General features: G+C 70.3%; 20 protein-coding genes and 1 riboswitch. Of the genes, 15 read left to right on the forward strand and 5 right to left on the reverse strand.

The genetic code is table 11. The features are described 5' to 3' along the window. The first annotated feature begins 120 nt into the window (after positions 1–120). The 10 genes from AB8A24_RS12925 (at position 121) to AB8A24_RS12970 (ending at position 10,267) form a co-directional block, all read left to right on the forward strand. Positions 121–711 (forward strand): CDP-alcohol phosphatidyltransferase family protein, encoded by a 591-nt coding sequence (locus AB8A24_RS12925; protein ID WP_030718774.1) that lies wholly within the window; start codon positions 121–123, stop codon positions 709–711. Between the two features lie 100 nt (positions 712–811). Next, complete coding sequence (locus AB8A24_RS12930; RefSeq protein ID WP_328964163.1) at positions 812–3,307, forward strand: mannose-1-phosphate guanyltransferase; 2,496 nt, start codon at positions 812–814, stop codon at positions 3,305–3,307. 110 nt (positions 3,308–3,417) lie between these two features. Further along, positions 3,418–4,326: a DUF881 domain-containing protein gene (locus AB8A24_RS12935; RefSeq protein WP_030718779.1), complete on the forward strand. Its 909-nt coding sequence runs from the start codon at positions 3,418–3,420 to the stop codon at positions 4,324–4,326. Further along, positions 4,323–4,655, forward strand: a complete 333-nt coding sequence (locus AB8A24_RS12940; RefSeq protein ID WP_030010496.1) for a small basic family protein — start codon at positions 4,323–4,325, stop codon at positions 4,653–4,655. The genes AB8A24_RS12935 and AB8A24_RS12940 overlap by 4 nt, the downstream gene beginning before the upstream one ends. 5 nt (positions 4,656–4,660) lie before the next feature. Further along, a complete protein-coding gene (locus AB8A24_RS12945; RefSeq protein WP_369475653.1) occupies positions 4,661–5,599 on the forward strand; it encodes a DUF881 domain-containing protein in 939 nt (312 codons plus the stop codon). 82 nt (positions 5,600–5,681) lie between these two features. After that, positions 5,682–6,629, forward strand: a complete 948-nt coding sequence (locus tag AB8A24_RS12950) for an FHA domain-containing protein (RefSeq protein ID WP_328966056.1) — start codon at positions 5,682–5,684, stop codon at positions 6,627–6,629. Positions 6,630–6,648: 19 nt separating this feature from the next. Further along, positions 6,649–7,422, forward strand: a complete 774-nt coding sequence (locus AB8A24_RS12955; protein WP_030718784.1) for a MerR family transcriptional regulator — start codon at positions 6,649–6,651, stop codon at positions 7,420–7,422. 51 nt (positions 7,423–7,473) lie between these two features. After that, on the forward strand, positions 7,474–7,947 hold the full coding sequence (locus tag AB8A24_RS12960; protein ID WP_030009777.1) for a bifunctional nuclease family protein: 474 nt from the start codon (positions 7,474–7,476) through the stop codon (positions 7,945–7,947). 180 nt (positions 7,948–8,127) lie between these two features. Further along, positions 8,128–8,766: a MerR family transcriptional regulator gene (locus AB8A24_RS12965; RefSeq protein WP_369475657.1), complete on the forward strand. Its 639-nt coding sequence runs from the start codon at positions 8,128–8,130 to the stop codon at positions 8,764–8,766. A 43-nt stretch (positions 8,767–8,809) separates the two neighbouring features. Continuing rightward, the gene (locus AB8A24_RS12970) at positions 8,810–10,267 is read left to right on the forward strand and encodes a DNA polymerase IV (RefSeq protein WP_369475659.1); all 1,458 of its coding nucleotides are present in this window, start codon (positions 8,810–8,812) and stop codon (positions 10,265–10,267) included. 57 nt (positions 10,268–10,324) lie between these two features. Here the strand turns inward: AB8A24_RS12970 and AB8A24_RS12975 are convergent, their stop codons facing one another. Beyond that, positions 10,325–10,690 (reverse strand): PRC-barrel domain-containing protein, encoded by a 366-nt coding sequence (locus AB8A24_RS12975; RefSeq protein WP_328964167.1) that lies wholly within the window; start codon positions 10,688–10,690, stop codon positions 10,325–10,327. A 112-nt stretch (positions 10,691–10,802) separates the two neighbouring features. Further along, a riboswitch (glycine riboswitch) is annotated at positions 10,803–10,901 on the forward strand. A 192-nt stretch (positions 10,902–11,093) separates the two neighbouring features. Here AB8A24_RS12975 and gcvP point away from each other — a divergent pair. Continuing rightward, positions 11,094–13,979, forward strand: coding sequence for an aminomethyl-transferring glycine dehydrogenase (gene gcvP / locus AB8A24_RS12980; RefSeq protein ID WP_369475661.1), 2,886 nt, complete (start codon positions 11,094–11,096; stop codon positions 13,977–13,979). Between the two features lie 81 nt (positions 13,980–14,060). On the opposite strand, the gene AB8A24_RS12985 is transcribed toward gcvP, so the two are convergent. Further along, positions 14,061–14,249, reverse strand: a complete 189-nt coding sequence (locus tag AB8A24_RS12985) for a DUF5999 family protein (RefSeq protein WP_030009772.1) — start codon at positions 14,247–14,249, stop codon at positions 14,061–14,063. A 261-nt stretch (positions 14,250–14,510) separates the two neighbouring features. Beyond that, positions 14,511–15,131 (reverse strand): hypothetical protein, encoded by a 621-nt coding sequence (locus AB8A24_RS12990; RefSeq protein WP_328964169.1) that lies wholly within the window; start codon positions 15,129–15,131, stop codon positions 14,511–14,513. Between the two features lie 487 nt (positions 15,132–15,618). Between AB8A24_RS12990 and AB8A24_RS12995 the strand changes: the two genes are divergently transcribed. The 3 genes from AB8A24_RS12995 to AB8A24_RS13005 all read left to right on the forward strand — a co-directional run bounded on the left by AB8A24_RS12995 (position 15,619) and on the right by AB8A24_RS13005 (position 18,914). Next, positions 15,619–17,151 carry a glutamate-cysteine ligase family protein gene (locus AB8A24_RS12995; protein ID WP_328964170.1) on the forward strand — a complete coding sequence of 511 codons (1,533 nt, stop codon included), beginning with the start codon at positions 15,619–15,621 and terminating at the stop codon, positions 17,149–17,151. A 144-nt stretch (positions 17,152–17,295) separates the two neighbouring features. Then, on the forward strand, positions 17,296–18,096 hold the full coding sequence (locus AB8A24_RS13000; RefSeq protein ID WP_328964171.1) for a CPBP family intramembrane glutamic endopeptidase: 801 nt from the start codon (positions 17,296–17,298) through the stop codon (positions 18,094–18,096). A gap of 89 nt (positions 18,097–18,185) precedes the next feature. Next, entirely contained in the window at positions 18,186–18,914 is a 729-nt protein-coding gene (locus AB8A24_RS13005) for a hypothetical protein (protein WP_328964172.1), read from the forward strand. Between the two features lie 47 nt (positions 18,915–18,961). Here the strand turns inward: AB8A24_RS13005 and AB8A24_RS13010 are convergent, their stop codons facing one another. Further along, positions 18,962–19,792 (reverse strand): PhzF family phenazine biosynthesis protein, encoded by an 831-nt coding sequence (locus AB8A24_RS13010; protein WP_369475665.1) that lies wholly within the window; start codon positions 19,790–19,792, stop codon positions 18,962–18,964. A gap of 277 nt (positions 19,793–20,069) precedes the next feature. Here AB8A24_RS13010 and AB8A24_RS13015 point away from each other — a divergent pair, with 277 nt between their 5' ends. Continuing rightward, positions 20,070–20,690: a PadR family transcriptional regulator gene (locus AB8A24_RS13015; protein WP_369475667.1), complete on the forward strand. Its 621-nt coding sequence runs from the start codon at positions 20,070–20,072 to the stop codon at positions 20,688–20,690. A gap of 97 nt (positions 20,691–20,787) precedes the next feature. On the opposite strand, the gene AB8A24_RS13020 is transcribed toward AB8A24_RS13015, so the two are convergent. Beyond that, entirely contained in the window at positions 20,788–21,216 is a 429-nt protein-coding gene (locus AB8A24_RS13020) for an SRPBCC family protein (RefSeq protein ID WP_328964175.1), read from the reverse strand. Positions 21,217–21,328 lie beyond the last annotated feature (112 nt).

Genomic DNA, 21,328 nt, shown 5'->3' on the forward strand with positions numbered 1-21,328 from the left:
AGCACCAGCCCTTATGGGGTCGGTGCGGGGCTTTTCTGCGTTCAGGACACGTGTGCGGTCTCCTGTAGGGTCAGGGGGCATCGAACGACCGATTTCTACAGTCACAGTGGAGGCCCCCGGGTGGAGGTCCAGGAGACTCGGGTTCAGACTGACCGAATTTTCACCATTCCGAACATCCTGAGCATGGCTCGCCTGGCCGGCGTGCCCCTGTTCTTGTGGCTGATCCTCGCGGAGTACGACGGGTGGGCTCTTGCCGTCCTCATGCTCAGCGGGATCAGCGACTACCTCGACGGGAAGCTCGCACGGCGCTGGAATCAGATCAGCAAGCTCGGCCGGCTGCTCGATCCCGCCGCCGACCGGCTCTACATCCTGTCGACCCTCTTCGGTCTGACTTATCGCGAGATCCTGCCGCTGTGGCTCACCGGAGCGTTGCTGGCGCGCGAGCTGATGTTGCTGGTCATGGTGTGGATCCTGCGCCGTCACGGATATCCGCCGCCGCAGGTCAACTTCCTCGGCAAGGCCGCCACCTTCAACCTGATGTACGCGTTTCCCTTGCTCCTGCTCAGTGACGGAAGCGGCTGGTTGGCCTGGTTGGCCGCAGTTTTCGGATGGGCGTTCGCCGTATGGGGTACAACCCTCTATTGGTGGGCAGGAATCCTTTACGTGGTTCAAGTCCGCCGTCTGGTGAAGGCTGACTCCACGGCCGATTGAGCCCGCCCGGCGCCGGATGACGCGGAGGAGTTGCGAAGTCACCGACCGAGACGGGTGAGGGTCGGTACGACTGTCGTCTCTCAAGGAGGACTCTTCCGACATGAAGGCCGTCGTGATGGCCGGTGGCGAGGGCACGCGTCTTCGCCCCATGACTTCGAGCATGCCCAAGCCGCTCCTGCCGGTGGCCAACCGGCCGATCATGGAGCATGTGCTCAGGCTGCTCAAGCGGCATGGGCTCAGCGAGACCGTGGTCACCGTGCAGTTCCTGGCGTCACTCGTCAAGAACTATTTCGGGGATGGCGAAGAGCTCGGAATGGAGCTCACCTATGCCCACGAGGAGAAGCCACTCGGCACTGCCGGCAGCGTGAAGAATGCCGAGGAGGCCCTGAAGGACGATGCCTTCGTCGTCATTTCCGGCGATGCGCTCACCGACTTCGACCTCACCGATCTGATCCGCTTCCACAAGGAGAAGGGCGCCCTCGTCACGGTGTGCCTGACCCGGGTGCCGAACCCACTGGAATTCGGCATCACGATCGTGGACGAGCAGGGCAAGGTCGAGCGGTTCCTGGAGAAGCCGACCTGGGGACAGGTCTTCTCGGACACCGTCAACACGGGCATCTACGTCATGGAGCCCGAGGTCTTCGACTACGTGGACCCGGATGTCTCCGTCGACTGGTCCGGCGATGTCTTCCCCCAGCTGATGAAGGAAGGCCGGCCCATCTACGGCTATGTCGCCGAGGGCTACTGGGAGGACGTCGGTACGCACGAGAGCTACCTCAAGGCGCAGGCCGACGTGCTCGAGGGCAAGGTTCAGATCGAGATGGACGGCTTCGAGATCTCCCCCGGGGTCTGGATCGCCGAAGGGGCCGAGGTGAGTCCCGACGCCGTGCTGCGCGGGCCGCTGTACATCGGGGACTACGCCAAGGTCGAGGCCGGCGCCGAGATCCGCGAGCACACCGTCATCGGGTCGAACGTCGTCGTCAAGGGCGGAGCCTTCCTGCACCGGGCCGTCGTCCACGACAACGTGTACATCGGGCCCCACAGCAATCTCCGCGGCTGCGTCATCGGCAAGAACACCGACATCATGCGGGCTGCGCGGATCGAGGACGGCGCCGTCATCGGTGACGAGTGCCTCATCGGTGAGGAATCGATCGTTCAGGGGAACGTGCGGGTCTACCCCTTCAAGACGATCGAGGCCGGCGCCTTCGTCAACGAGTCGGTGATCTGGGAGTCCCGCGGCCAGGCGCATCTGTTCGGGGCGCGTGGGGTCTCCGGAATCCTGAACGTGGAGATCACCCCCGAGGTGGTGGTCCGGCTCGCCGGCGCCTACGCCACGACCCTGAAGAAGGGGGCGACCGTCACCACGGCCCGTGACCACTCCCGAGGAGCCCGAGCGCTCAAGCGGGCCGTGATCTCGGCGCTCCAGGCCAGCGCCATCAACGTACGGGACCTGGAGAACGTACCGCTGCCGGTGGCGCGGCAGCAGACCGCGCGCGGCAGCGCCGGCGGGATCGTCCTACGGACCTCGCCGGGTGTGCCGGACTCCGTGGACATCATGTTCCTGGACGAGCGGGGAGCGGACCTCTCGCTCCAGGGGCAGCGCAAGCTGGACCGGGTGTACGCGCGCCAGGAGTACCGGCGGGCGTTCCCCGGAGAGATCGGAGACCTGCAGTTCCCGGGCAGTGTCTTCGACGCCTACACCGGCTCGCTGCTGCGGCGGGTGGACACCACCGGCATCGCCGATGCCGGGCTCAAGGTGGTCGTGGACGCCTCGAACGGAAGCGCCGGACTGGTTCTGCCCAGCTTGCTGGGTCGGCTCGGTGTGGACGCGCTGACGATCAATCCGGGGCTCGACGAGTCCCGGCCGACCGAGACCAGGGATTCCCGGCGGGCCGGGCTGGTGCGGCTGGGGGAGATCGTGGCCTCGGCGAGGGCCGCCTTCGGGGTGCGGTTCGACCCGGTGGGCGAGCGGATCTCGCTGGTGGACGAGCGCGGGCGGATCATCGAGGACGACCGGGCGCTGCTGGTGATGCTCGACCTGGTGGCCGCGGAGAAGCGCAGCGGCAAGGTCGCGCTGCCGGTGACCACGACGCGAGTGGCCGAGCAGGTGGCGGCCTACCACGGTACGCAGGTCGAGTGGACGACGACCTCGCCCGACGACCTGACCCGGGTGGGCCGGGCGGAGAACACCATCTTCGGTGGCGACGGCCAGGGCGGCTTCATCGTTCCCGAGTTCAGCAGTGTCTTCGACGGCTCGGCCGCGTTCGTCCAGCTGCTCGGGCTGGTGGCGCGTACGCAGCTCACGCTGAGCCAGATCGACGCACGGATTCCGCGGGCCCACGTGCTCAGGCGGGACGTGGCGACACCCTGGGCGGTGAAGGGGCTCGTCATGCGGCGGGTCGTGGAGGTGGCCGGAGACCGTCAGGTGGACACCACCGACGGGGTGCGGGTGGTCGAGGCCGACGGACGGTGGGCGCTGGTCCTGCCGGACCCGGCGGAAGCGGTCACCCACCTGTGGGCCGAGGGCCCCGACGACGGCACCGCACAGGCCCTCCTCGACGAGTGGGCGGGCGTGGTGGAGGGCGCCGGGCACTGAGGTGCCGGGCGTGCGATGACGTAGGGCGGACGTCCGGGGGCCGGGTACGGGAGTGCCGGCCCGGCCCACCGGATGGACGCATTGGGTGACTGCGCTGCCGACATGCGACGATGTGCGGCATGTCGCAGCCGCCCCACAACCGGACTCCGGCGTCGCCGGCCCCTGCGCGCCCGGACGCCTCCATGTCGCTGCTGACGCACGTGATGGACCACAGTCTCGACGAGGGCTACGCGGAGGCCGCGGCCCGGCGCGAGGCGGAGGGCACGGCGGGCCTGCCACGCACCCTCAAGGCGAAACTGGGGCTCGCCGCCGGGCTCGTCGTCACCGCCATGGTCGTCACGCTCGGTGCGGCCGAGGCACGGATAGCGGCGCCGGTGCTGGCCAAGGAGCGTCAGGAACTGATCGACCGGGTGGAGCGGGCGGACGACCGCACGCACGGCCTGGAGCGTGACATCGACCGCCTCAGGACCGATGTCGCGGCCCGCCAGCGCGCGGCGCTGAAGCAGCCCGGCGGGGGCCAGGGCGAGCTCGTGGCCCTGCTGGCGGGTGCCACGGAGGTCCGCGGGCCGGGGATCAAGCTGGTGGTGGACGACGCGAAGGGCGCCTCGTCGGGCGGCGGTGGCAAACCGCGCGAGAGCTCGGGCTTCTCGGACACCGGCCGGCTCCGTGACCGGGACATGCAGAAGATCGTCAACGGGCTGTGGCAGTCCGGGGCGGAGGCCATCTCCATCAACGGCCAGCGGCTGACCGAACTGTCGGCGATCAGGGCCGCGGGTGACGCGATACTGGTCGACAACAGGCCGCTGGTGCCGCCGTACGAAGTACTGGCGGTGGGGGACAAGAAGCGGCTCGGCACGGCCTTCCAGGACTCGGCGGACGGACAGTACCTGCACGTGCTGCAGGAGAGCTACGGGATCCGTTCCGCCCTGTCCCCGGCGGACGACCTGCGGCTGCCGGCCGCGTCGAGCCTGACCGTACGTACAGCTACACCGGCAGAGCAGCAGAAGGGTGCATCGTGATCGCGGTACTGGGCCTCTTGGCCGGAGTGGTGGCCGGACTTCTGGTCCGGCCCGAAGTGCCGGCCGTGGTGGAGCCATATCTGCCGATCGCCGTCGTGGCGGCGCTGGACGCGGTGTTCGGCGGCCTCCGCGCGATGCTGGACGGCATCTTCGTGGACAAGGTCTTCGTGGTGTCGTTCCTGTCGAACGTGGTCGTGGCCGCGCTGATCGTCTTCCTCGGTGACAAGCTCGGGGTCGGTTCGCAGCTGTCCACGGGTGTGGTCGTGGTCCTCGGCATCCGCATCTTCTCCAACGCCGCGGCCATCCGCCGGCACGTGTTCCGGGCGTGAGGCCGATGAGTACGAACGACAACCCGGAGGAGCCGGAGGGCACGGGCCGGCCGCCGGAGCCCCCGAAGTCCCCGGAGCCCCAGAAGTCTCCTGAGCCGCCGCAGTCCGCGCAGCCGCCGCAGACCCCGCAGCCGCCGCGGTCTTCGGAGCCCGGGCAGCCCCCGCAGCCCCCGCAGGCACCGGAGCCCTCGGAGGCTTCCGCGGAGGCGCCGGCGCAGCCCGAGGAGACCGGTCGGCAGCGGCTCGCGGCCGGGCTGTGGCCCCCGCGGGTGAGCCGGGCCCAACTGATCGTCGCGCTGCTCCTGTTCGTCCTGGGCCTCGGTCTGGCGATCCAGGTCCGGTCCAACAGCGACTCCAGCGCGCTGCGCGGGGCCCGCCAGGAGGACCTCGTGCGGATCCTCGACGAGCTCGACGGGCGGACCAAGCGCCTGGAGGACGAGAAGCAGCGACTGGAGGACCAGCGCAAGGAGCTGGAGAGCAGCTCCGACCAGGCCGAGGAGGCTCGCAGACAGACCGTCGAGAAGGAACGCCAACTCGGCATCCTGGCCGGTACCGTGGCAGCCCAGGGGCCGGGCATCACGCTGAAGATCACGGATCCCACGGGTCAGGTGCAGTCCGACCAGCTGTTGGACACGCTGCAGGAGCTGCGGGCGGCCGGGGCGGAGGCGATCCAGATCAACGGGGTGCGCATCGTGGCAAGCTCGTACTTCTCGGACGAGGACGGCGGGGTCGCCATCGACGGTAAGAAGATCACACAACCCTATGAGTTCAAGGTGATCGGCAAGCCCCAGGATCTGGAGCCCGCGCTGAACATCCCCGGCGGTGTCGTCCAGACGCTGGAGAAGGAGCAGGCCACCGTCGCCGTCACACGGTCGGCGAAGATCGTTGTGGATGCCTTGCGGGCTGCGAAGCAGCCTGACTACGCTCGGTCGTCATCGTCATGATGCGGAGTGAAGAGTGGAGCGGCCCACGCGGGCGGACGCCTGCGGGGGGTCGGCGCACCGAAGTCGCGGTGCGTGGTGGAAACTGTCTGGTGGTTACGGACGTTGTGAGAATGTCCGGGTCGGCAGGTGTCTGCATTCGGAGTTCGTCCTGCCCCACGGGCGGGTCTATTTCGGTCAAGGGGAATCGCCCGTGAAGTTGTTTGAGAAGTTGTTCGGCAAGAAGAACCGCGAGGAAGGCGGCGCGGCACGGCACCGCGCCGGGCAGGGGGACGTGGAAGGGCAGGGCGACCGGCCGCTCTTCCGCGACGAAGTCGCCGGCGCGGGTGATGTTCCGGGTGCCCCCGGCGCGTCGTCTGTTGACCCTGCTGGTACCGGACGCATAGGTTTCGGTGAACCATCAACCTCAAGTGCGGGTGGAGGGTTTACCCCCGACCCGTATGCCACCAATGCATCCGCGGGGTACCCGCGGCGCGAGGAGCCGTCCATGTCGGCCGAGCAGATTTGCAGCAGGTGCGGACACCGCAGCGATGCGGCCAGTCGGTTCTGCTCGAACTGCGGTGCGCCGCTGCGGGCGGGTCTGACGCCGGAGCGTGCCTCGGAGACCACGTCCACGATCTCGATCTCGGGCCTCGAGGCCTACGAGGCCGAGGTGTCGGGACAACCGCACGTGTCGTCCTCCTCGCTGTCCCCCGAGGCCCAGGCCGCGGTGGAAGCGCTGCCCCCCGGTTCCGCTCTGCTCATCGTGCGGCGCGGCCCCAACTCCGGGAGTCGTTTCCTGCTGGACGGTGAGCTGACCACGGCCGGCCGCCACCCGCAGAGCGACATCTTCCTGGACGACGTCACCGTCTCCCGGCGCCATGTCGAATTCCGCCGGAGCCAGGAGGGCGGCTTCACCGTCGCCGATGTCGGCAGCCTCAACGGCACGTACGTGAACCGTGAACCGATCGACTCCGTCGCTCTGCAGAACGGCGACGAGGTGCAGATCGGCAAGTACCGGCTGGTCTTCTACGCGAGCCTGCGGGGCATCTGACCCTTTTAGGGAAGGTTCCATGCTGCGTACCCCGACCGGCGGTGCCCCGCGAAGTGGCACCGCCGGCACCGCCGGCCCGGCCGGGCGGCTGGTGAGCATCGGCACGGTGCTCACCACGCTGCGTGACGAGTTTCCCGAAGTCACCATCTCGAAGATCCGTTTCCTGGAGGCGGAGGGACTCGTCGAGCCCCGACGCACACCTTCGGGATACCGCAAGTTCAGCACCGAGGACGTGGAGCGGCTCGCGCGCATCCTGCGTCTGCAGCGCGACCACTACCTGCCGCTGAAGGTCATCCGTGAGCAGCTCGACGCGCTCGCCCGTGGGGAACAGATCCGCATCCCGGCGCCCACCGCGCACGGGGACTCCGCCGACCCGTCCGGACCGGCGGCCGTCTACGGCGAAGTGGGGCGGGAGCGCCCCACCGTGGCCCGGGTGGGCCGGGCTGAGCTCCTCGCGGCCGCCGGGGTGGACGAGGTGCAGCTGGTCGAGTGGGAGTCGTACGGGCTGCTCGCCGAGGGCGCGGACGGTGGATTCGACGCCGAAGCGGTCACCGTGGCCAGGCTGGTGGCCGACCTCGGCCGCTTCGGGCTGGAACCGCGGCACCTGCGAGCGATGAAGGCCGCCGCGGACCGCGAGGCGGGGCTGGTGGAGCAGGTCGTCGCACCGCTGCGCCGGCATCGCAACCCGCAGACCAGGGCTCACGCGGAGGCCACCTTGAAGGAGCTCGCGGGGCTCTCCGTACGGCTCCACGAGGCCCTCGTACAGACCGCTCTCGGGGTTCGGCTGCCCTGAGGTGGGGGGCCCGACTACCCAAACCTGCCGAGCAGGTCCTAGGGTTGCTGTGTGAACGAGCTCGACGTTGTGGGTGTCCGGGTGGAAATGCCCTCCAACCAACCGATCGTGCTCCTGCGTGAAGTGGGAGGCGACCGGTACCTCCCCATCTGGATCGGTCCAGGGGAGGCGACCGCCATTGCCTTCGCGCAGCAGGGGATGGCCCCTGCCCGACCGCTGACGCACGACCTGTTCAAGGACGTGCTGGAGGCGATCGGCGAGGAGCTCACCGAGGTCCGGATCACGGATCTGCGGGAGGGCGTCTTCTACGCGGAGCTCGTCTTCGCCAGCGGGGTCGAGGTGAGTGCGCGCCCTTCCGACGCCATAGCCCTCGCCCTGCGGACGGGGACGCCGATCTACGGCAGTGACGGCGTGCTGGACGACGCCGGAATCGCCATTCCGGACGAGCAGGAGGACGAGGTGGAGAAGTTCCGCGAGTTCCTCGACCAGATCTCGCCGGAGGACTTCGGTACCGGCCCGCAGTGAGATGTCGGCCGCGTCGTCCTCGGGGATCTTCAGCCCATTCGATTAGCCTTTCCCCGCAAAGGGATACGGGAAACCACTCTCAGGGTGATTATCACTCGGCGTGCCGAGTGTGGCGATCGTTGACGCACCCCTGGTGACTGCCTACCTTCAAGGTGGGCAGGTCAAGGACGGAGGGTCGGCGTGAGGATCACGGGCGACGGTACGACCGGGGGCACCCCCGCACGGAGTGAGGCTGGGCCGTACCCGCTGCACGGCGGTGCGGTCGGTTCCGCGCGCCGTCAGCCGGAGTCGACGCCGGTCGGACCGGTGAGCGGTGACCCGGAGCCCGAGCAGATCGGCTACCGCGGGCCGACGGCGTGCGCCGCGGCCGGCATCACCTACCGACAGCTCGACTACTGGGCCCGGACCGGGCTGGTGGAGCCCAGCGTGCGGGCCGTCTACGGGACGGGGACGCAGCGGCTCTACAGCTTCCGCGACGTCGTGGTCCTCAAGATCGTCAAGCGCTTCCTGGACACCGGGGTGGCGCTGCAGAACATCCGCACGGCGGTCCAGCACCTGCAGGACCGCGAGTTCTCGGACCTCGAACGGATGACGCTGATGAGCGACGGCGCCACCGTGTACGAGTGCACCTCGCCGGACCAGGTCGTGAGCCTGCTCCAGGGCGGGCAGGGCATCTTCGGCATCGCCGTGGGCGTGGTGTGGAGCGACGTCGAGAGCGCGCTGGCACAGCTGCACGGGGAGCGGGTGGACACCGGCGAGACCCTGGTCCGGCACAACCCGACGGACGAGCTGGCCGCCCGCCGCAACCGGGCCGTGTGACCCGAGCCGAGGCGTTGTCAGTGGCGTAGGGCAGCATCGGGCTGTGAGAGCCGCGCCGACCATCCTGCATCTGGACATGGATGCCTTCTACGCCTCCGTGGAGCAGGCGTCGAAGCCGAGCCTGCGGGGCAAAGCGGTCATCGTCGGCGGCCTCGGGCCACGTGGGGTCGTCGCCACGGCCTCGTACGAGGCCAGGCGCTTCGGGGTGCACTCCGCGATGCCGATGGGGCAGGCGCGGCGGCTCTGCCCGAACGGCGCGTACCTGATCCCCCGCTTCAGTCTCTACCGGCAGGTCAGCGACGTGGTGATGGCCCTGTTGCGCGAGCTGTCGCCCCTGGTGGAGCCGCTGAGCCTGGACGAGGCCTTCGTGGACCTGGAGGCGGGCGGGGTGGCCTTCGACTCGCGCGGCGCGCGGGAGACGGGGGAGCGGCTGCGGGCGGACATCCGGGCCGCCACAGGGCTCAGCGGGTCGGTGGGCCTGGCCGGGTCCAAGATGCTGGCCAAGGTGGCCTCCGAGGAGGCCAAGCCGGCCGGGCTGCTGCTGATCGAGCCGGGGACGGAGCGAGAGCTGCTCGCGCCGATGTCGGTACGGACCCTGCCCGGGGTGGGGCCGGCCACGGGCGAGCACCTGCGCCGGGCCGGGATCACCACGGTGGGGGAGCTGGCGGAGGCCGGGGAGGACGAGCTGGTCCGGATGGTCGGCCGCTCGGCCGGTGCCGGGCTGTACCGGATGGCGCTCGGACTGGACGACCGGCCGGTGGTCGCGGAGCGGGACGCGAAGTCGGTGTCGGTCGAGGACACCTTCGACGTGGATTTGCACGACCGGGTCAGGATCCGCGGCGAGGTGCAGCGGCTCGCCGACCGGTGCGTGCGGCGGCTGCGGGATTCGGGGCACTCAGGACGCACCATCGTGCTCAAGGTGCGCCGGTACGACTTCTCCACGCTGACCCGGTCCGAGACCCTGCGGGGGCCCACGGACGACCCGGCGGTGGTGCGGGAGGCGGCGGCGCGGCTTTTGGAGGGTGTGGACACCACGGGCGGGGTGCGACTGCTGGGGGTCGGGGTGAGCGGCCTGGCGGACTACACGCAGGAGGACCTGTTCGCGCAGTCGCTCGCCGCTGAGCCGGACGGGGCGGACGGGACGGGCGGGGCCGATGTGGCCGACAGGACGGGCAGGACGGGCAGGACGGACGGGGCCGGAGAGGGAGCTGTGGCGGCCGGTGCGGCCGAGGTGGAGGCCGAGGGTCCCCACGGGGCCGCGGAGCCGCCCGGGGAGCCGGAGCAGGCCCCCGAAAGGCGCTGGACGGCCGGGAGCGACGTACGGCATGCCGTGTACGGGCCCGGATGGGTGCAGGGCAGCGGGGTCGGGCGGGTGACCGTGCGATTCGAGCAGCCCGGATCGGAGCCCGGCCGGGTGCGAACCTTCCGGGTGGACGACCCCGAGCTGGAGCCGTCCGATCCGCTGCCGCTGGTGGGGGACGGACCCGAGGGAAAGCCCTGAGGGACGGACCCGAGGGAAAGCCTTGAGGGACAGCCTTGTGGGAGGGCCCGGCTCCGCTCAGCTCTCGTCACCCGCCAGGCGGCCGAAGTCGCGGTTGAAGTCCGTCGGCAGGGTCGTGTCCAGTCCGTAGTGGTGGTAGAGCTGCAACTCCTGTTCCGGGGAGAGGTGGCGCCCGACACCGAAGTCCGGGGCGTCCCTGATCAGGGCGCGTTCGAAGGGCACCCGCAGGGTGTCGCCCACCAGCTCGCTCGGCTCCAGAGGAACGAACGCGTCCCGGCTGAAGAGCCCCGTCCGGACCGCGGCCCATTCCGGGACGCCCGTGGCATCGTCGAGGTAGACCTCGTCGATCGTGCCGATCTTGGTGCCGTTGCGGTCGAACGCCTTGCGGCCGATCAGGCTGCGCGGATCGATGTCGGTCTGCACGGTCCCTCCAAAAGGTCGCAACTGCTCCGTAATGACTACAGAAGTGCATATTCGCAGCGGAGGCCACTCGGGGAGGGTCCAGATCCTCGCTGGTACGCTGGTGAACGGCTGTCGACCCTGTGCGGGAGAGTCCTCCGAGTGAACAAGACGGAGGCGCCGAAGGAGCAAATCCTCCCCGGAATCTCTCAGGCATACGTACCGCACGGACGAGGCCACTCTGGAAAGCAGGGCGGGTACCGGGCGCAGTGCCGGTCCCCCTCCTCACCGACGGTGAAAGCCGGATCCTCGGGAGACCCCCGTGACTCCGGTGAAACTCTCAGGTGCAGATGACAGAGGGGGAGGCCGTCCGGGTGCCCGCGCCGTGGTGCCCCTCGCAGGTCATACGACCAGGAGGCCTCCGTACATGACCGCCAACCGCATTCCGCTCTCCCAGCTGGAGCGAGGCATCCCCTTCGAACAGCGCCACATCGGCCCGGATGCCGAGGCGCAGGCGAAGATGCTCGCCCAGGTGGGCTATGGCTCCCTGGACGAACTGACCGCTGCCGCGGTCCCGGATGTGATCAAGACCGCCGAGGCGCTCGACCTGCCCGAGGCGCGTACCGAGGCCGAGGTGCTGGCCGAGCTGCGTTCGCTGGCCGACCGTAACCAGGTCCTCTCCCCGATGATCGGTCTCGGCTACTACGGGACCTTCACGCCGCCGGTGATCCTCCGCAACGTCATGGAGAACCCGGCCTGGTACACGGCGTACACGCCCTACCAGCCGGAGATCTCCCAGGGCCGCCTCGAGGCGCTCCTGAACTTCCAGACGGTCGTCGCCGAGCTGACCGGGCTGCCGACCTCGGGCGCCTCGCTGCTCGACGAGGGCACCGCGGCCGCCGAGGCCATGACCCTGGCCCGCCGCGTGGGCAAGTCCAAGGGCAACGTCTTCCTGGTGGACGCCGACGCGCTGCCGCAGACCATCGCCGTCATCGAGACCCGCGCCGAGCCGATCGGCATCGAGGTCGTCGTCGCCGACCTGTCCGCCGGTATCCCGGCCGAGGTCGCCGAGCGCGGCATCTACGGTGTCCTGGTCCAGTACCCGGGTGCCTCCGGTGCCGTCCGGGACATCAAGCCGGTCATCGACCAGGCCCACGAGCTCGGCGCCGTCGTCGCCGTCGCCGCGGACCTGCTCGCGCTGACCCTGCTGACCTCCCCGGGTTCGCTCGGCGCGGACATCGCCGTCGGCACCACCCAGCGCTTCGGCGTCCCGATGGGCTTCGGCGGACCGCACGCCGGCTACATGGCCGTCCAGGACAAGCACGCCCGCTCGCTGCCCGGCCGCCTCGTCGGCGTCTCCGTGGACGCGGACGGCAACAAGGCCTACCGCCTCGCGCTCCAGACCCGCGAGCAGCACATCCGCCGTGAGAAGGCCACCAGCAACATCTGTACCGCTCAGGTGCTGCTCGCCGTCATGGCCGGCATGTACGCCGTCTACCACGGCCCGGACGGCCTGCGGACGATCGCGAACCGCACCCACCGCTACGCCGCGCTGCTCGCCGCCGGTCTGACGGCCGGCGGGGTCGAGATCGTGCACGGCTCGTACTTCGACACCATCACCGCCCGCGTCCCGGGCCGTGCCGCCGAGGTCGTCGCCGCCGCCCGCGAGGGCGGGGTCAACCTGTTCCAGGTCGACGCCGACCTCGTCTCGGTCGCCTGCGACGAGACCACCCTGCGCGCCGACATCGAGGCCGTCTGGGCCGCCTTCGGCGTCACCGCCGAGATCGAGGCGCTCGACGAGACCACGGCCGACACGCTGCCCGAGGGCCTGCTGCGCTCGGACGCGTACCTGACGCACCCGGTCTTCCACCAGCACCGCTCCGAGACCGCGATGCTGCGCTACCTGCGCAAGCTCTCGGACAAGGACTACGCGCTGGACCGCGGCATGATCCCGCTGGGCTCCTGCACCATGAAGCTCAACGCGACCACCGAGATGGAGCCGGTGACCTGGCCCGAGTTCGGTCAGCTGCACCCCTTCGCGCCGGCGGAGCAGGCCGAGGGCTACCTCACGCTCATCAACGAGCTGGAGGAACGTCTCTGCGAGGTGACCGGCTACGACAAGGTCTCCATCCAGCCGAACGCCGGCTCCCAGGGTGAGCTCGCCGGTCTGCTGGCCGTCCGCGCCTACCACCGCGCGAACGGTGACGAGCAGCGCACCGTCTGCCTGATCCCGTCCTCCGCGCACGGCACCAACGCCGCCAGCGCCGTGATGGCCGGTATGAAGGTCGTCGTCGTCAAGACCGCCGACGACGGCGAGGTGGACGCGGCCGACCTGCGCGCCAAGATCGAGCAGCACCGCGACGAGCTCGCCGTGCTGATGATCACCTACCCCTCGACGCACGGTGTGTTCGAGGAGCACGTCGCCGACATCTGCGCCCAGGTGCACGAGGCCGGCGGCCAGGTCTACGTCGACGGCGCCAACCTGAACGCCCTGGTGGGCCTGGCCAAGCCGGGTCACTTCGGCGGCGACGTCTCGCACCTGAACCTGCACAAGACCTTCTGCATCCCGCACGGCGGCGGCGGTCCGGGCGTCGGCCCGGTCGGTGTCCGAGCGCACCTGGCCCCGTACCTGCCGAACCACCCGCTGCAGCCCGCCGCGGGACCGGAGACCGGCGTCGGCCCGATCTCGGCCGCTCCGTGGGGTTCGGCGGGCATCCTGCCGATCTCGTGGTCGTACGTGCGCCTGATGGGTGGCGAGGGCCTCAAGCGCGCCACCCAGGTGGCGGTGCTCGGTGCCAACTACATCGCCAAGCGCCTGGAGCCGCACTACCCGGTGCTCTACACCGGCCCGGGCAACCTGGTCGCGCACGAGTGCATCATCGACCTGCGGCCGCTGTCGAAGGCCACGGGCGTGAGCGTGGACGACATCGCCAAGCGTCTGATCGACTACGGCTTCCACGCGCCGACCATGTCCTTCCCGGTCGCCGGCACGCTGATGATCGAGCCGACGGAGTCCGAGGACCTCGCCGAGATCGACCGCTTCTGCGACGCGATGATCGCCATCCGCGGCGAGATCGAGCGGGTCGCGGGCGGCGAGTGGCCGGTGGACGACAACCCGCTGGCCAACTCCCCGCACACCGCGGCGGCGCTGGGCGGCGAGTGGAACCACCCGTACACCCGGGACGAGGCCGTCTTCCCGGGCGGGGTCACGGCCGCCGAGAAGTACTGGCCGCCGGTGCGCCGCATCGACGGTGCGTTCGGCGACCGCAACCTGGTGTGCTCCTGCCCGCCGCTTGACGAGTACGACGCCTGACATGAGTAAGGGGCCGGTCCGGGAGGAGTCTCCCGGACCGGCCCCTTCGTCGTTCTACCGGCGGCCGGACAGCTCGATCGCCTAGGCCGCCGCGAGCGGGCGGTGCGGGGCGATGATCTGGCCGTCCGGCAGCAGTTCACCGGTGTCCTCGAAGAGCAGGACGCCATTGCACAGCAGGCTCCAGCCCTGCTCCGGGTGGTTGGCCACCGGGCGTGCGGCCTCCCGGTCGGCGGATTCGGCTGACGGGCAGGCTGGCTGGTGCTGGCACATGGATGCGTTCTTTCGCTGCGGTGTGGTCTGTGTGCTACGGCTCGATGCGTGATTCATGGCCGTCCCCCTGGGTCATCCCCGCACCCGCGGGGAGCGTGTCATCAGTCTTCCCCCATGACAGCTGCTTCGCAGGTATTTCCCTGCAGCTGTCCTCACAGATTGATGACGCATCACTCGTGCGGGCGGTTCAGGCCAACTCCCCTGTCATTTCGGATGGTTCGCAAGTGGCCCGGAGGGACTAGGTCGAATGGGTGATTCGGGTCAGGCGGCTGGCGCGGCCAGGGAGGAGGGCGCCGCCGTCGGTGCCGGGGTCAGCCGACGGGTCAGTACGGGCAACAGCTCGGAGACCGGATGCGGCCGGTGCGCGGCGATGCCGGGCGGGGCCGGGGCGAGGGGCACCAGCAGGTCCTCGCCGGCCGGCAGCCCGGCGGCGGCGTCCGCACCCACCGCCCCGTGCAGCCACAGGGTCAGCATGTAGAGCTCCGGTACCGACAGCAGTCGTGGCTGGTAGCCGGTCGTGAGGGACTCCGCCTGGCGCAGGGCGCGTTCGGTGGCCGCGACGTAGGGGCCCTCGAAGAAATGGGAGAAGACCCAGCCGTCGGGAGTCAGCCGGGTGTCGGCCGCCGCGACGTAGCGGTCCCCGCTGCGGATCAGGAACCGCCAGCCCGTGAGCCGGGTACGCGGCGGCCTGCCGCCGGCCGCGAGGTTGGACATGCCCAACCGGTCGAGGACGTGGACCGGAAGGGGGAGTTCGGCGGTCAGCGGCCCCTGGATCGCACGCAGGGCCGGGGTGTGCGCCTCGTGGACGGCGGTGGGGGAACCGAGTGCCGCGAGGACGCTGCGCAGGGCGGGCGCGGGAGCCGGAGGGACATGCAGCGGCATGGTGGGTCGCCTCTCACTTGGGAGACCGGTGGAACGGGGGCAGGTGCGGACTCGCATTCTGGGGCCAGAGGGGGGCCGAGGGGCAATGGCCGCGCGCCAACTCTCTGCCTCGTTTGCGGAGTTTATACGACATGTGTTCACACAGTGTTTCGGCTAGCTGTCCCGCCTATTGCCGGCAAGGCGCTAACCGGACCCGCTGACATGGCATTCATGCCGGATGCACGCGAACATGTCGCGCTGACCTCGGAGGTTACCGGACGGGGGCTCGGCTGGAAAGCGTCGGTTATCCGAACAAGGCAAAGTCGGGGCGGAATTTGCATAGCGCGACTTGCCAGGTGAATGTGCCGAAGCGCCCTTCGGCCAAACCGGCGCGCGCTCCTCGCCACGCACGCCCCTCGGGCGTTATGGATCACGCTGCCGGGGCATCATCGACCGTAACGCGCGCCTGGGTGTCACGGGCCAGGCCCACTCGAGGAGGGACGCTTCGATGGGGGAGAAGGTCGTGGCAGGCGGATTCGACCTGTCCGATCGGCAGCGGTATCGAAGGAAGCTCCACGAGTGTCTGGAGGGACTGGAGCGGCTCCTGGCGGAGAAGAGGTTCGATCGCCCCAAGAACATGATGGGACTGGAGATCGAGCTGAATCTCGCGGGTGCCGACGGGATGCCGAGAATGGTGAATGCCCAGGTGCTGGAGCGGATTGCGAGCACCGATTTCCAGACCGAACTGGGAATGTTCAATCTGGAGGTGAACGTCCTTCCGCACCGGCTCGGCGGCCGGGTATTCGACCAGCTCGCCGAGGAACTCAGCGCCGGGCTCGGCTATGCCCACAGGCAGGCCGCGGAGATCGACGCCGGGGTGGTGATGATCGGCATTCTGCCGACGATCTCCCGCGCGGACCTGGTCACCGCGAACCTCTCGGCGGTGGACCGCTACTCGCTGCTCAACGAGCAGATCCTGATGATGCGCGGGGAGGACTTCACGCTCGACATCGACGGCGTCGAACGGCTGATCTGGACCTCCGGGTCGATCGTGCCGGAGGCCGCCTGCACTTCCGTACAACTGCATCTGCAGGTGACCCCGGCGCGGTTCTCGGCGGTGTGGAACGCGGCGCAGGCGGTGGCCGCGGTACAGATAGCCGTAGGCGCCAACTCGCCCTTCCTGTTCGGGCGTGAGTTGTGGCGGGAGTCGCGGCCGCCGCTGTTCACGCAGGCCACCGACACCAGGCCGCCCGAGCTCCAGGCGCAGGGCGTGCGGCCGCGCACCTGGTTCGGGGAGCGGTGGGTGGACTCGGCGTACGAGCTCTTCGCCGAGAACGTCCGCTACTTCCCCGCCCTGCTGCCGATATGCGACGAGGAGGACCCCCTGCGGGTGCTGGCCGAGGGCGGGGTGCCGGGGTTGCAGGAGCTGGTCCTGCACAACGGCACCGTCTACCGGTGGAACCGGCCCGTGTACGGGGTCGCCGACGGGGTGCCGCACCTGCGGGTGGAGAATCGGGTGCTGCCGGCCGGGCCCACCGTCGCCGACGTCGTCGCCAACGCCGCCTTCTACTACGGGCTCGTACGCACCCTCGCGGACGAACCGCGACCGGTGTGGACCCGGCTGCCCTTCGCCGAGGCGGAGGCGAACTTCGACGCGGCCTGCCGGTACGGGATCGACGCGCGGCTGCGGTGGCCGCGCCGGGGCCGGGCCGGGGGGCTGGCGAGCGTGCCCGCCGTCCGGCTGGTCCTGGACGAGCTGCTGCCGATGGCGGCGGCGGGGCTGGACGCCTGGGGCATCGAGCCCGCGGACCGGGACCACTACCTCGGCATCATCGAGGAGCGCTGCCGGCGCCGGGTGAACGGGGCGACCTGGCAGGTGGACACCTACCACCGGGCGCTCGCCGCCGGACTGGAGCGGGACGAGGCGCTGGCGGCGACGACCCGGCGGTACACGGAGCTGATGCACAAGGGCGACCCGGTGCACACCTGGCCGGTGGGCTTGGCGGAGGAGGTGAGCGCCTCGGTGCCCGTCGCCCGCTGACCGGCCGCGCGCCCGAGACCGTCCCGCGATCCCCGTGATCCCGGTGATCCCCGTGATCCCGGTGATGGCCCCGCAGTGATCCACCCGGTCCGCCGAGGAGGCAGTATGGGGTGATCGCAACGGGATGGCAGGACGGAGTCGGGCGTGCGGACGGAGCCGGAGCCGGTGTTCTTGGAACTGGACGAGGACGGGCGGCGGAGCCTGCTGCGCACCGAGACGCTGCTCGTCCTCGCGCTGTCGCTGGGCGCGAGCGGGGTCTCGGCGCTGATCAGCTTCATCGGCTCGCTCACCAAGCCCGGCGGCCTCAAGGACCAGGCGGCCACGCTCAACGGCTCCTACGCCCCGGGCCGGCCCTGGCTGGACCTCGCCTGGCAGCTGTTCGGCATCGCGAGCGCCCTGGTGCCCGTACTGCTGGTGGCGCACCTGCTGACCCGTGAGGGCGCTCCCGGGCTGCGGGTACTGGGCTTCGACCGCACCCGCCCCTGGTGGGACCTGGGCCGGGGTGCCCTCGTCGCGGCCGGGATCGGCAGCGCCGGGCTGGCCTTCTACCTGGGAGCCCGGGCCGGCGGTTTCAACCTCACGGTGGTGCCCGAGGCGCTGCCCGACGTGTGGTGGAAGTTCCCCGTACTGATCCTCTCCGCACTGCAGAACGCCGTCGTGGAGGAGATCATCGTGCTGGCCTACCTGCTGCGCCGGCTGGGCCAACTGGGGTGGTCGCCGATGGCCGCGCTGCTGGCCAGCTCGGTGCTGCGCGGCTCGTACCACCTCTACCAGGGCATCGGCGGCTTCATCGGCAACGTGGTGATGGGCGTCGTCTTCGTCCTCGCCTACCGGCGCTGGGGCAGGGTGGGACCGCTCGTCGTCGCGCACGCGCTCCTCGACCTCGTGGCCTTCGGCGGTTACGCCCTGCTCGCGGGCAAGGTGGGCTGGCTGCCGACACCGTGACCCGGCGCGGGGCCACCCGATCGGCCCTTCCGGGCGGTGGCGGGCGTCGGGGCGGTGCGACGCTGGAGGCGAGCAAGGAGGCGCGCCCGGTGGCTCTTCTGGACACCTTGGTACCGTTCGCGCCCTTCTTCGTGCCCGTGGTCACCGGCCTGGTGGGCGGCATCAGCCTCCTCATCCGCGACCGCCGCGAGGCGCGCAGCACGGACCACCACTACCGCAGGCGCCTGGAGAAGGCCCAGCTGGAGATCCAGTTCCTCTCGGGCTGGATCCAGGCCAAGCAGGCGGCGCCGACCGACTCCGTGCCGGAACCGGAGCCGGGGCGCTGGCTGGACGAGTGCTACGCGTCGGTGCGCCGGGCCAAGGCGGACACGGGCGGCCGCCACCGGACCGGGCCGGTCACCCTGCGGCGCCTGCTGCTGCTGGGGGAACTGAGCGGCCCGGCGAAGACCGTGCGGGTCGTCTACTGGATCTCCCTCGTCCTGTTCAACGCGGCGCTCGCGTGGTCGGTGAACGTGCTCATCGCCGGCGTACCCGGGTTCATCCATGAGGAAGGCGCCTCCGAGGCCGAGGAGATCGCCTCCTATCTGGGGCTGGCGGGCGTCCTCTTCGTCGTGTCGGCCGCCCTGTGGGGATGGACGGTGCACCTGGGCACGGCCGAGCCGACACAGGTCTACCGCAAGCGGATCGACTCGGCCGCCTGGGTGGAGCACGAGGAGAAGCGGCGGACCGCCGCCCGCGCGAAGGCCGATGCGAAGGCCGATGCGAAGGCACGGAGGGCGGCGCGGTCGAAGGGCGACGGGGGCGGGCACGCGGGCTGAGCCGACCCGGGCGGTCCCGCGTCCGTGCCCCCGGGTCACCCCGTCGGTCAGGCGGCGGGCGGCGACGCGAGAAGTTCGCCGTCGACGACGGTGACCGCCCGGCCGGTCAGCAGGGTGCGGTCGCCCGCCAGGGTCACCCGTACGAGACCGCGCCGCGCGCCGCCCTGGAGGCCGGTCAGCTCGGTGCGGCCCAGCCGCTCCGCCCAGAACGGGGCGAGTGCGGTGTGGGCGCTTCCGGTGACCGGGTCCTCGTCGATCCCGAAGGCGGGGAAGAAGCCGCGGGAGACGAAGTCGTACCCGAGGGAGGGATCCTCGGCGGGCGCGGTGACGATCACACCCCGCCGGGCGAATGCGCGCAGGGCCGCGTGGTCCGGCTCCAGCTCGCGGACGGTCTTCTCGTCGGCGAGCTCGACGACGAGGTCGCCGACGTGGGCGGGGGGGTCGGGCACGGAGAGGATCGGGGGGCCGCCGAGGGCGTGGTCCACGGCGGCCGGCGCCGGCACCGGGGTGAGCGAGGACGTCGGGAAGTCCATGGTGATCGTGCCGTCCTCGGCCGTCTCGGCGGTCAGGATGCCGCAGCGGGCGGAGAAACGGATCAGTCCCGTGGCGAGGCCGTTGGTGGCCAGTACGTGCGCGGTCGCGAGGGTGGCGTGGCCGCACATGTCGACCTCGGCGGCCGGGGTGAACCAGCGCAGCGCCCAGTCGGCGTCCCCGCCGGGCGGCAGGGGGTGGGCGAACGCGGTCTCGGAGAGGTTCATCTCGCAGGCGACCTGCTGGAGCCAGGCGTCCGTGGGGAACGCGGTGTCGAGGAGCAGGACTCCGGCGGGGTTCCCGTGGAAGGGACGGTCGGCGAAGGCGTCGACGATTCGGATGCGCATGTCCCGACGGTAGGACGGTTCCTTGATCGTCGACAAAGGCCAATCGGGGGTGACTGGCCCTGTCGGGTCAGGTCCGGCGGAGGGCCGGTGTCCCGAACTCCCGGCGTGTCACGGGTTCGTCGTGCCGAAGGGCTCGTCGTGCCGGCGTCGGCCGGCGGTGCCGTAGGACGATTCCGATGGGTTCCGATATATCGTTGACACATCGCGAGCCGTCGCCGATAGTGGAGGCATCGGACAACCGATGAACAGACGACAACGTGACGAAAGGAGCGCAGTCATGCGTTCACACGGACAGCACGGACACGACCACGGCCATGACCACGGACGGGGCCACGACCACTGCGGGCCCGATCGTCGGGAGGGTTTCATGGGGCGGCGCGCCGCCTTCGGCCCGTTCGGGCCGCCTTTCGGCGGAGGTCCCTTCGGTGGCCGCGGCGGACGCGGCGGACCGCGGGGCCGGGCCCGGCGCGGCGATGTGCGCGCCTCGATCCTGGCGCTGCTCGCCGACCGGCCGATGCACGGCTACGAGATGATCCAGGAGATCGGCGAGCGCAGTGGCGGGGCCTGGAAGCCCAGCCCGGGTTCGGTCTACCCGACCCTGCAGCTGCTCGAGGACGAGGGGCTCATCACGAGTGCGAGCGAGGGCGGCAAGAAGCTGTTCACGCTCACCGAGGCGGGCCGCACCGAGGCCGAGTCGGGTCCGGACGCCCCCTGGGCGGATGCCGGGCGCGGCTTCGACTTCGAGGCGATGCAGGAGGTCCGGACGGCCGGCGTCGGCCTGATGGAAGCCTTCGGGCAGGTCTTCAAGACCGGCTCCCCGCAGCAGCGGGAGAAGGCGCTCGGCGTCATCAACGACGCCCGTAAGAAGCTCTACCTGATCCTGGCCGACGAGCACTGAGCCCGACCGGCCCCGGCGTGCCACGGCACGCCAAGGCGCGCCCCGCGAGACGAACTCGCGGGGCGCGCCTTCCTGTGCGGCGGGGGCGATCCGGCCGTCAGACGACCAGGCCGGCCAGCTTGCGCAGCGACTCGTTCAGCGCTGCGGTGGCCGAGTCCTTGAGCTTGCCCGCCATCAGGGAGACGGCGGCCCCGGTGAACTCGCCGTCGATGCGGACCGTGGTGGCCTCGCCGTCCGGGATCAGGGTGTACCGGGTGAGGACCGCCACGCCCATCGGGCCCTTGCCGGTGATGGCGAAGAGGCGCTCGGCCTCCAGCTCCGAGACGGTCCAGACGACCTCGGCGGGGAAGCCCATCATCTTCATGTTCTCCGCGAAGGTGGCGCCCACCGCGAGGGTCTCGGGTCCGCCCTTGGGGAAGTTCGTGTGGGTCATGCTCCACTTCCCGTACGCGTCCCAGTCCGTCAGCTGGGACCAGAGCTGCGCGGCGGACGCCTCGATGCGTGATTCCGCGGTGACTTCAGCCATGCGACCACCCCTTCTCGTCGGGTACGTGCGGCGGAAGGTAGCCCCGGCGGGCGGAACATTCAATACTGACGACCTGTCAGATATGGCCGGGGTCGACGAGCCGTGATCTCGA

The organism is Streptomyces sp. BF23-19 (assembly GCF_041106355.1).
Lineage (GTDB): Bacteria > Actinomycetota > Actinomycetes > Streptomycetales > Streptomycetaceae > Streptomyces > Streptomyces virginiae_A.

Bases quoted from the DNA above. Each gene is read 5' to 3' on its own strand.
- gcvP (WP_369475661.1), top strand. From the start codon at position 11,094: ATGACCGCCAACCGCATTCCGCTCTCCCAGCTGGAGCGAGGCATCCCC.
- AB8A24_RS12945 (WP_369475653.1), top strand. From the start codon at position 4,661: ATGAGTACGAACGACAACCCGGAGGAGCCGGAGGGCACGGGCCGGCCG.
- AB8A24_RS12990 (WP_328964169.1), bottom strand. From the start codon at position 15,131: ATGCCGCTGCATGTCCCTCCGGCTCCCGCGCCCGCCCTGCGCAGCGTC.
- AB8A24_RS12930 (WP_328964163.1), top strand. From the start codon at position 812: ATGAAGGCCGTCGTGATGGCCGGTGGCGAGGGCACGCGTCTTCGCCCC.
- AB8A24_RS12995 (WP_328964170.1), top strand. From the start codon at position 15,619: ATGGGGGAGAAGGTCGTGGCAGGCGGATTCGACCTGTCCGATCGGCAG.
- AB8A24_RS12935 (WP_030718779.1), top strand. From the start codon at position 3,418: ATGTGCGGCATGTCGCAGCCGCCCCACAACCGGACTCCGGCGTCGCCG.
- AB8A24_RS13010 (WP_369475665.1), bottom strand. From the start codon at position 19,792: ATGCGCATCCGAATCGTCGACGCCTTCGCCGACCGTCCCTTCCACGGG.
- AB8A24_RS13020 (WP_328964175.1), bottom strand. From the start codon at position 21,216: ATGGCTGAAGTCACCGCGGAATCACGCATCGAGGCGTCCGCCGCGCAG.
- AB8A24_RS12955 (WP_030718784.1), top strand. From the start codon at position 6,649: ATGCTGCGTACCCCGACCGGCGGTGCCCCGCGAAGTGGCACCGCCGGC.
- AB8A24_RS12985 (WP_030009772.1), bottom strand. From the start codon at position 14,249: ATGTGCCAGCACCAGCCAGCCTGCCCGTCAGCCGAATCCGCCGACCGG.
- AB8A24_RS13015 (WP_369475667.1), top strand. From the start codon at position 20,070: ATGCGTTCACACGGACAGCACGGACACGACCACGGCCATGACCACGGA.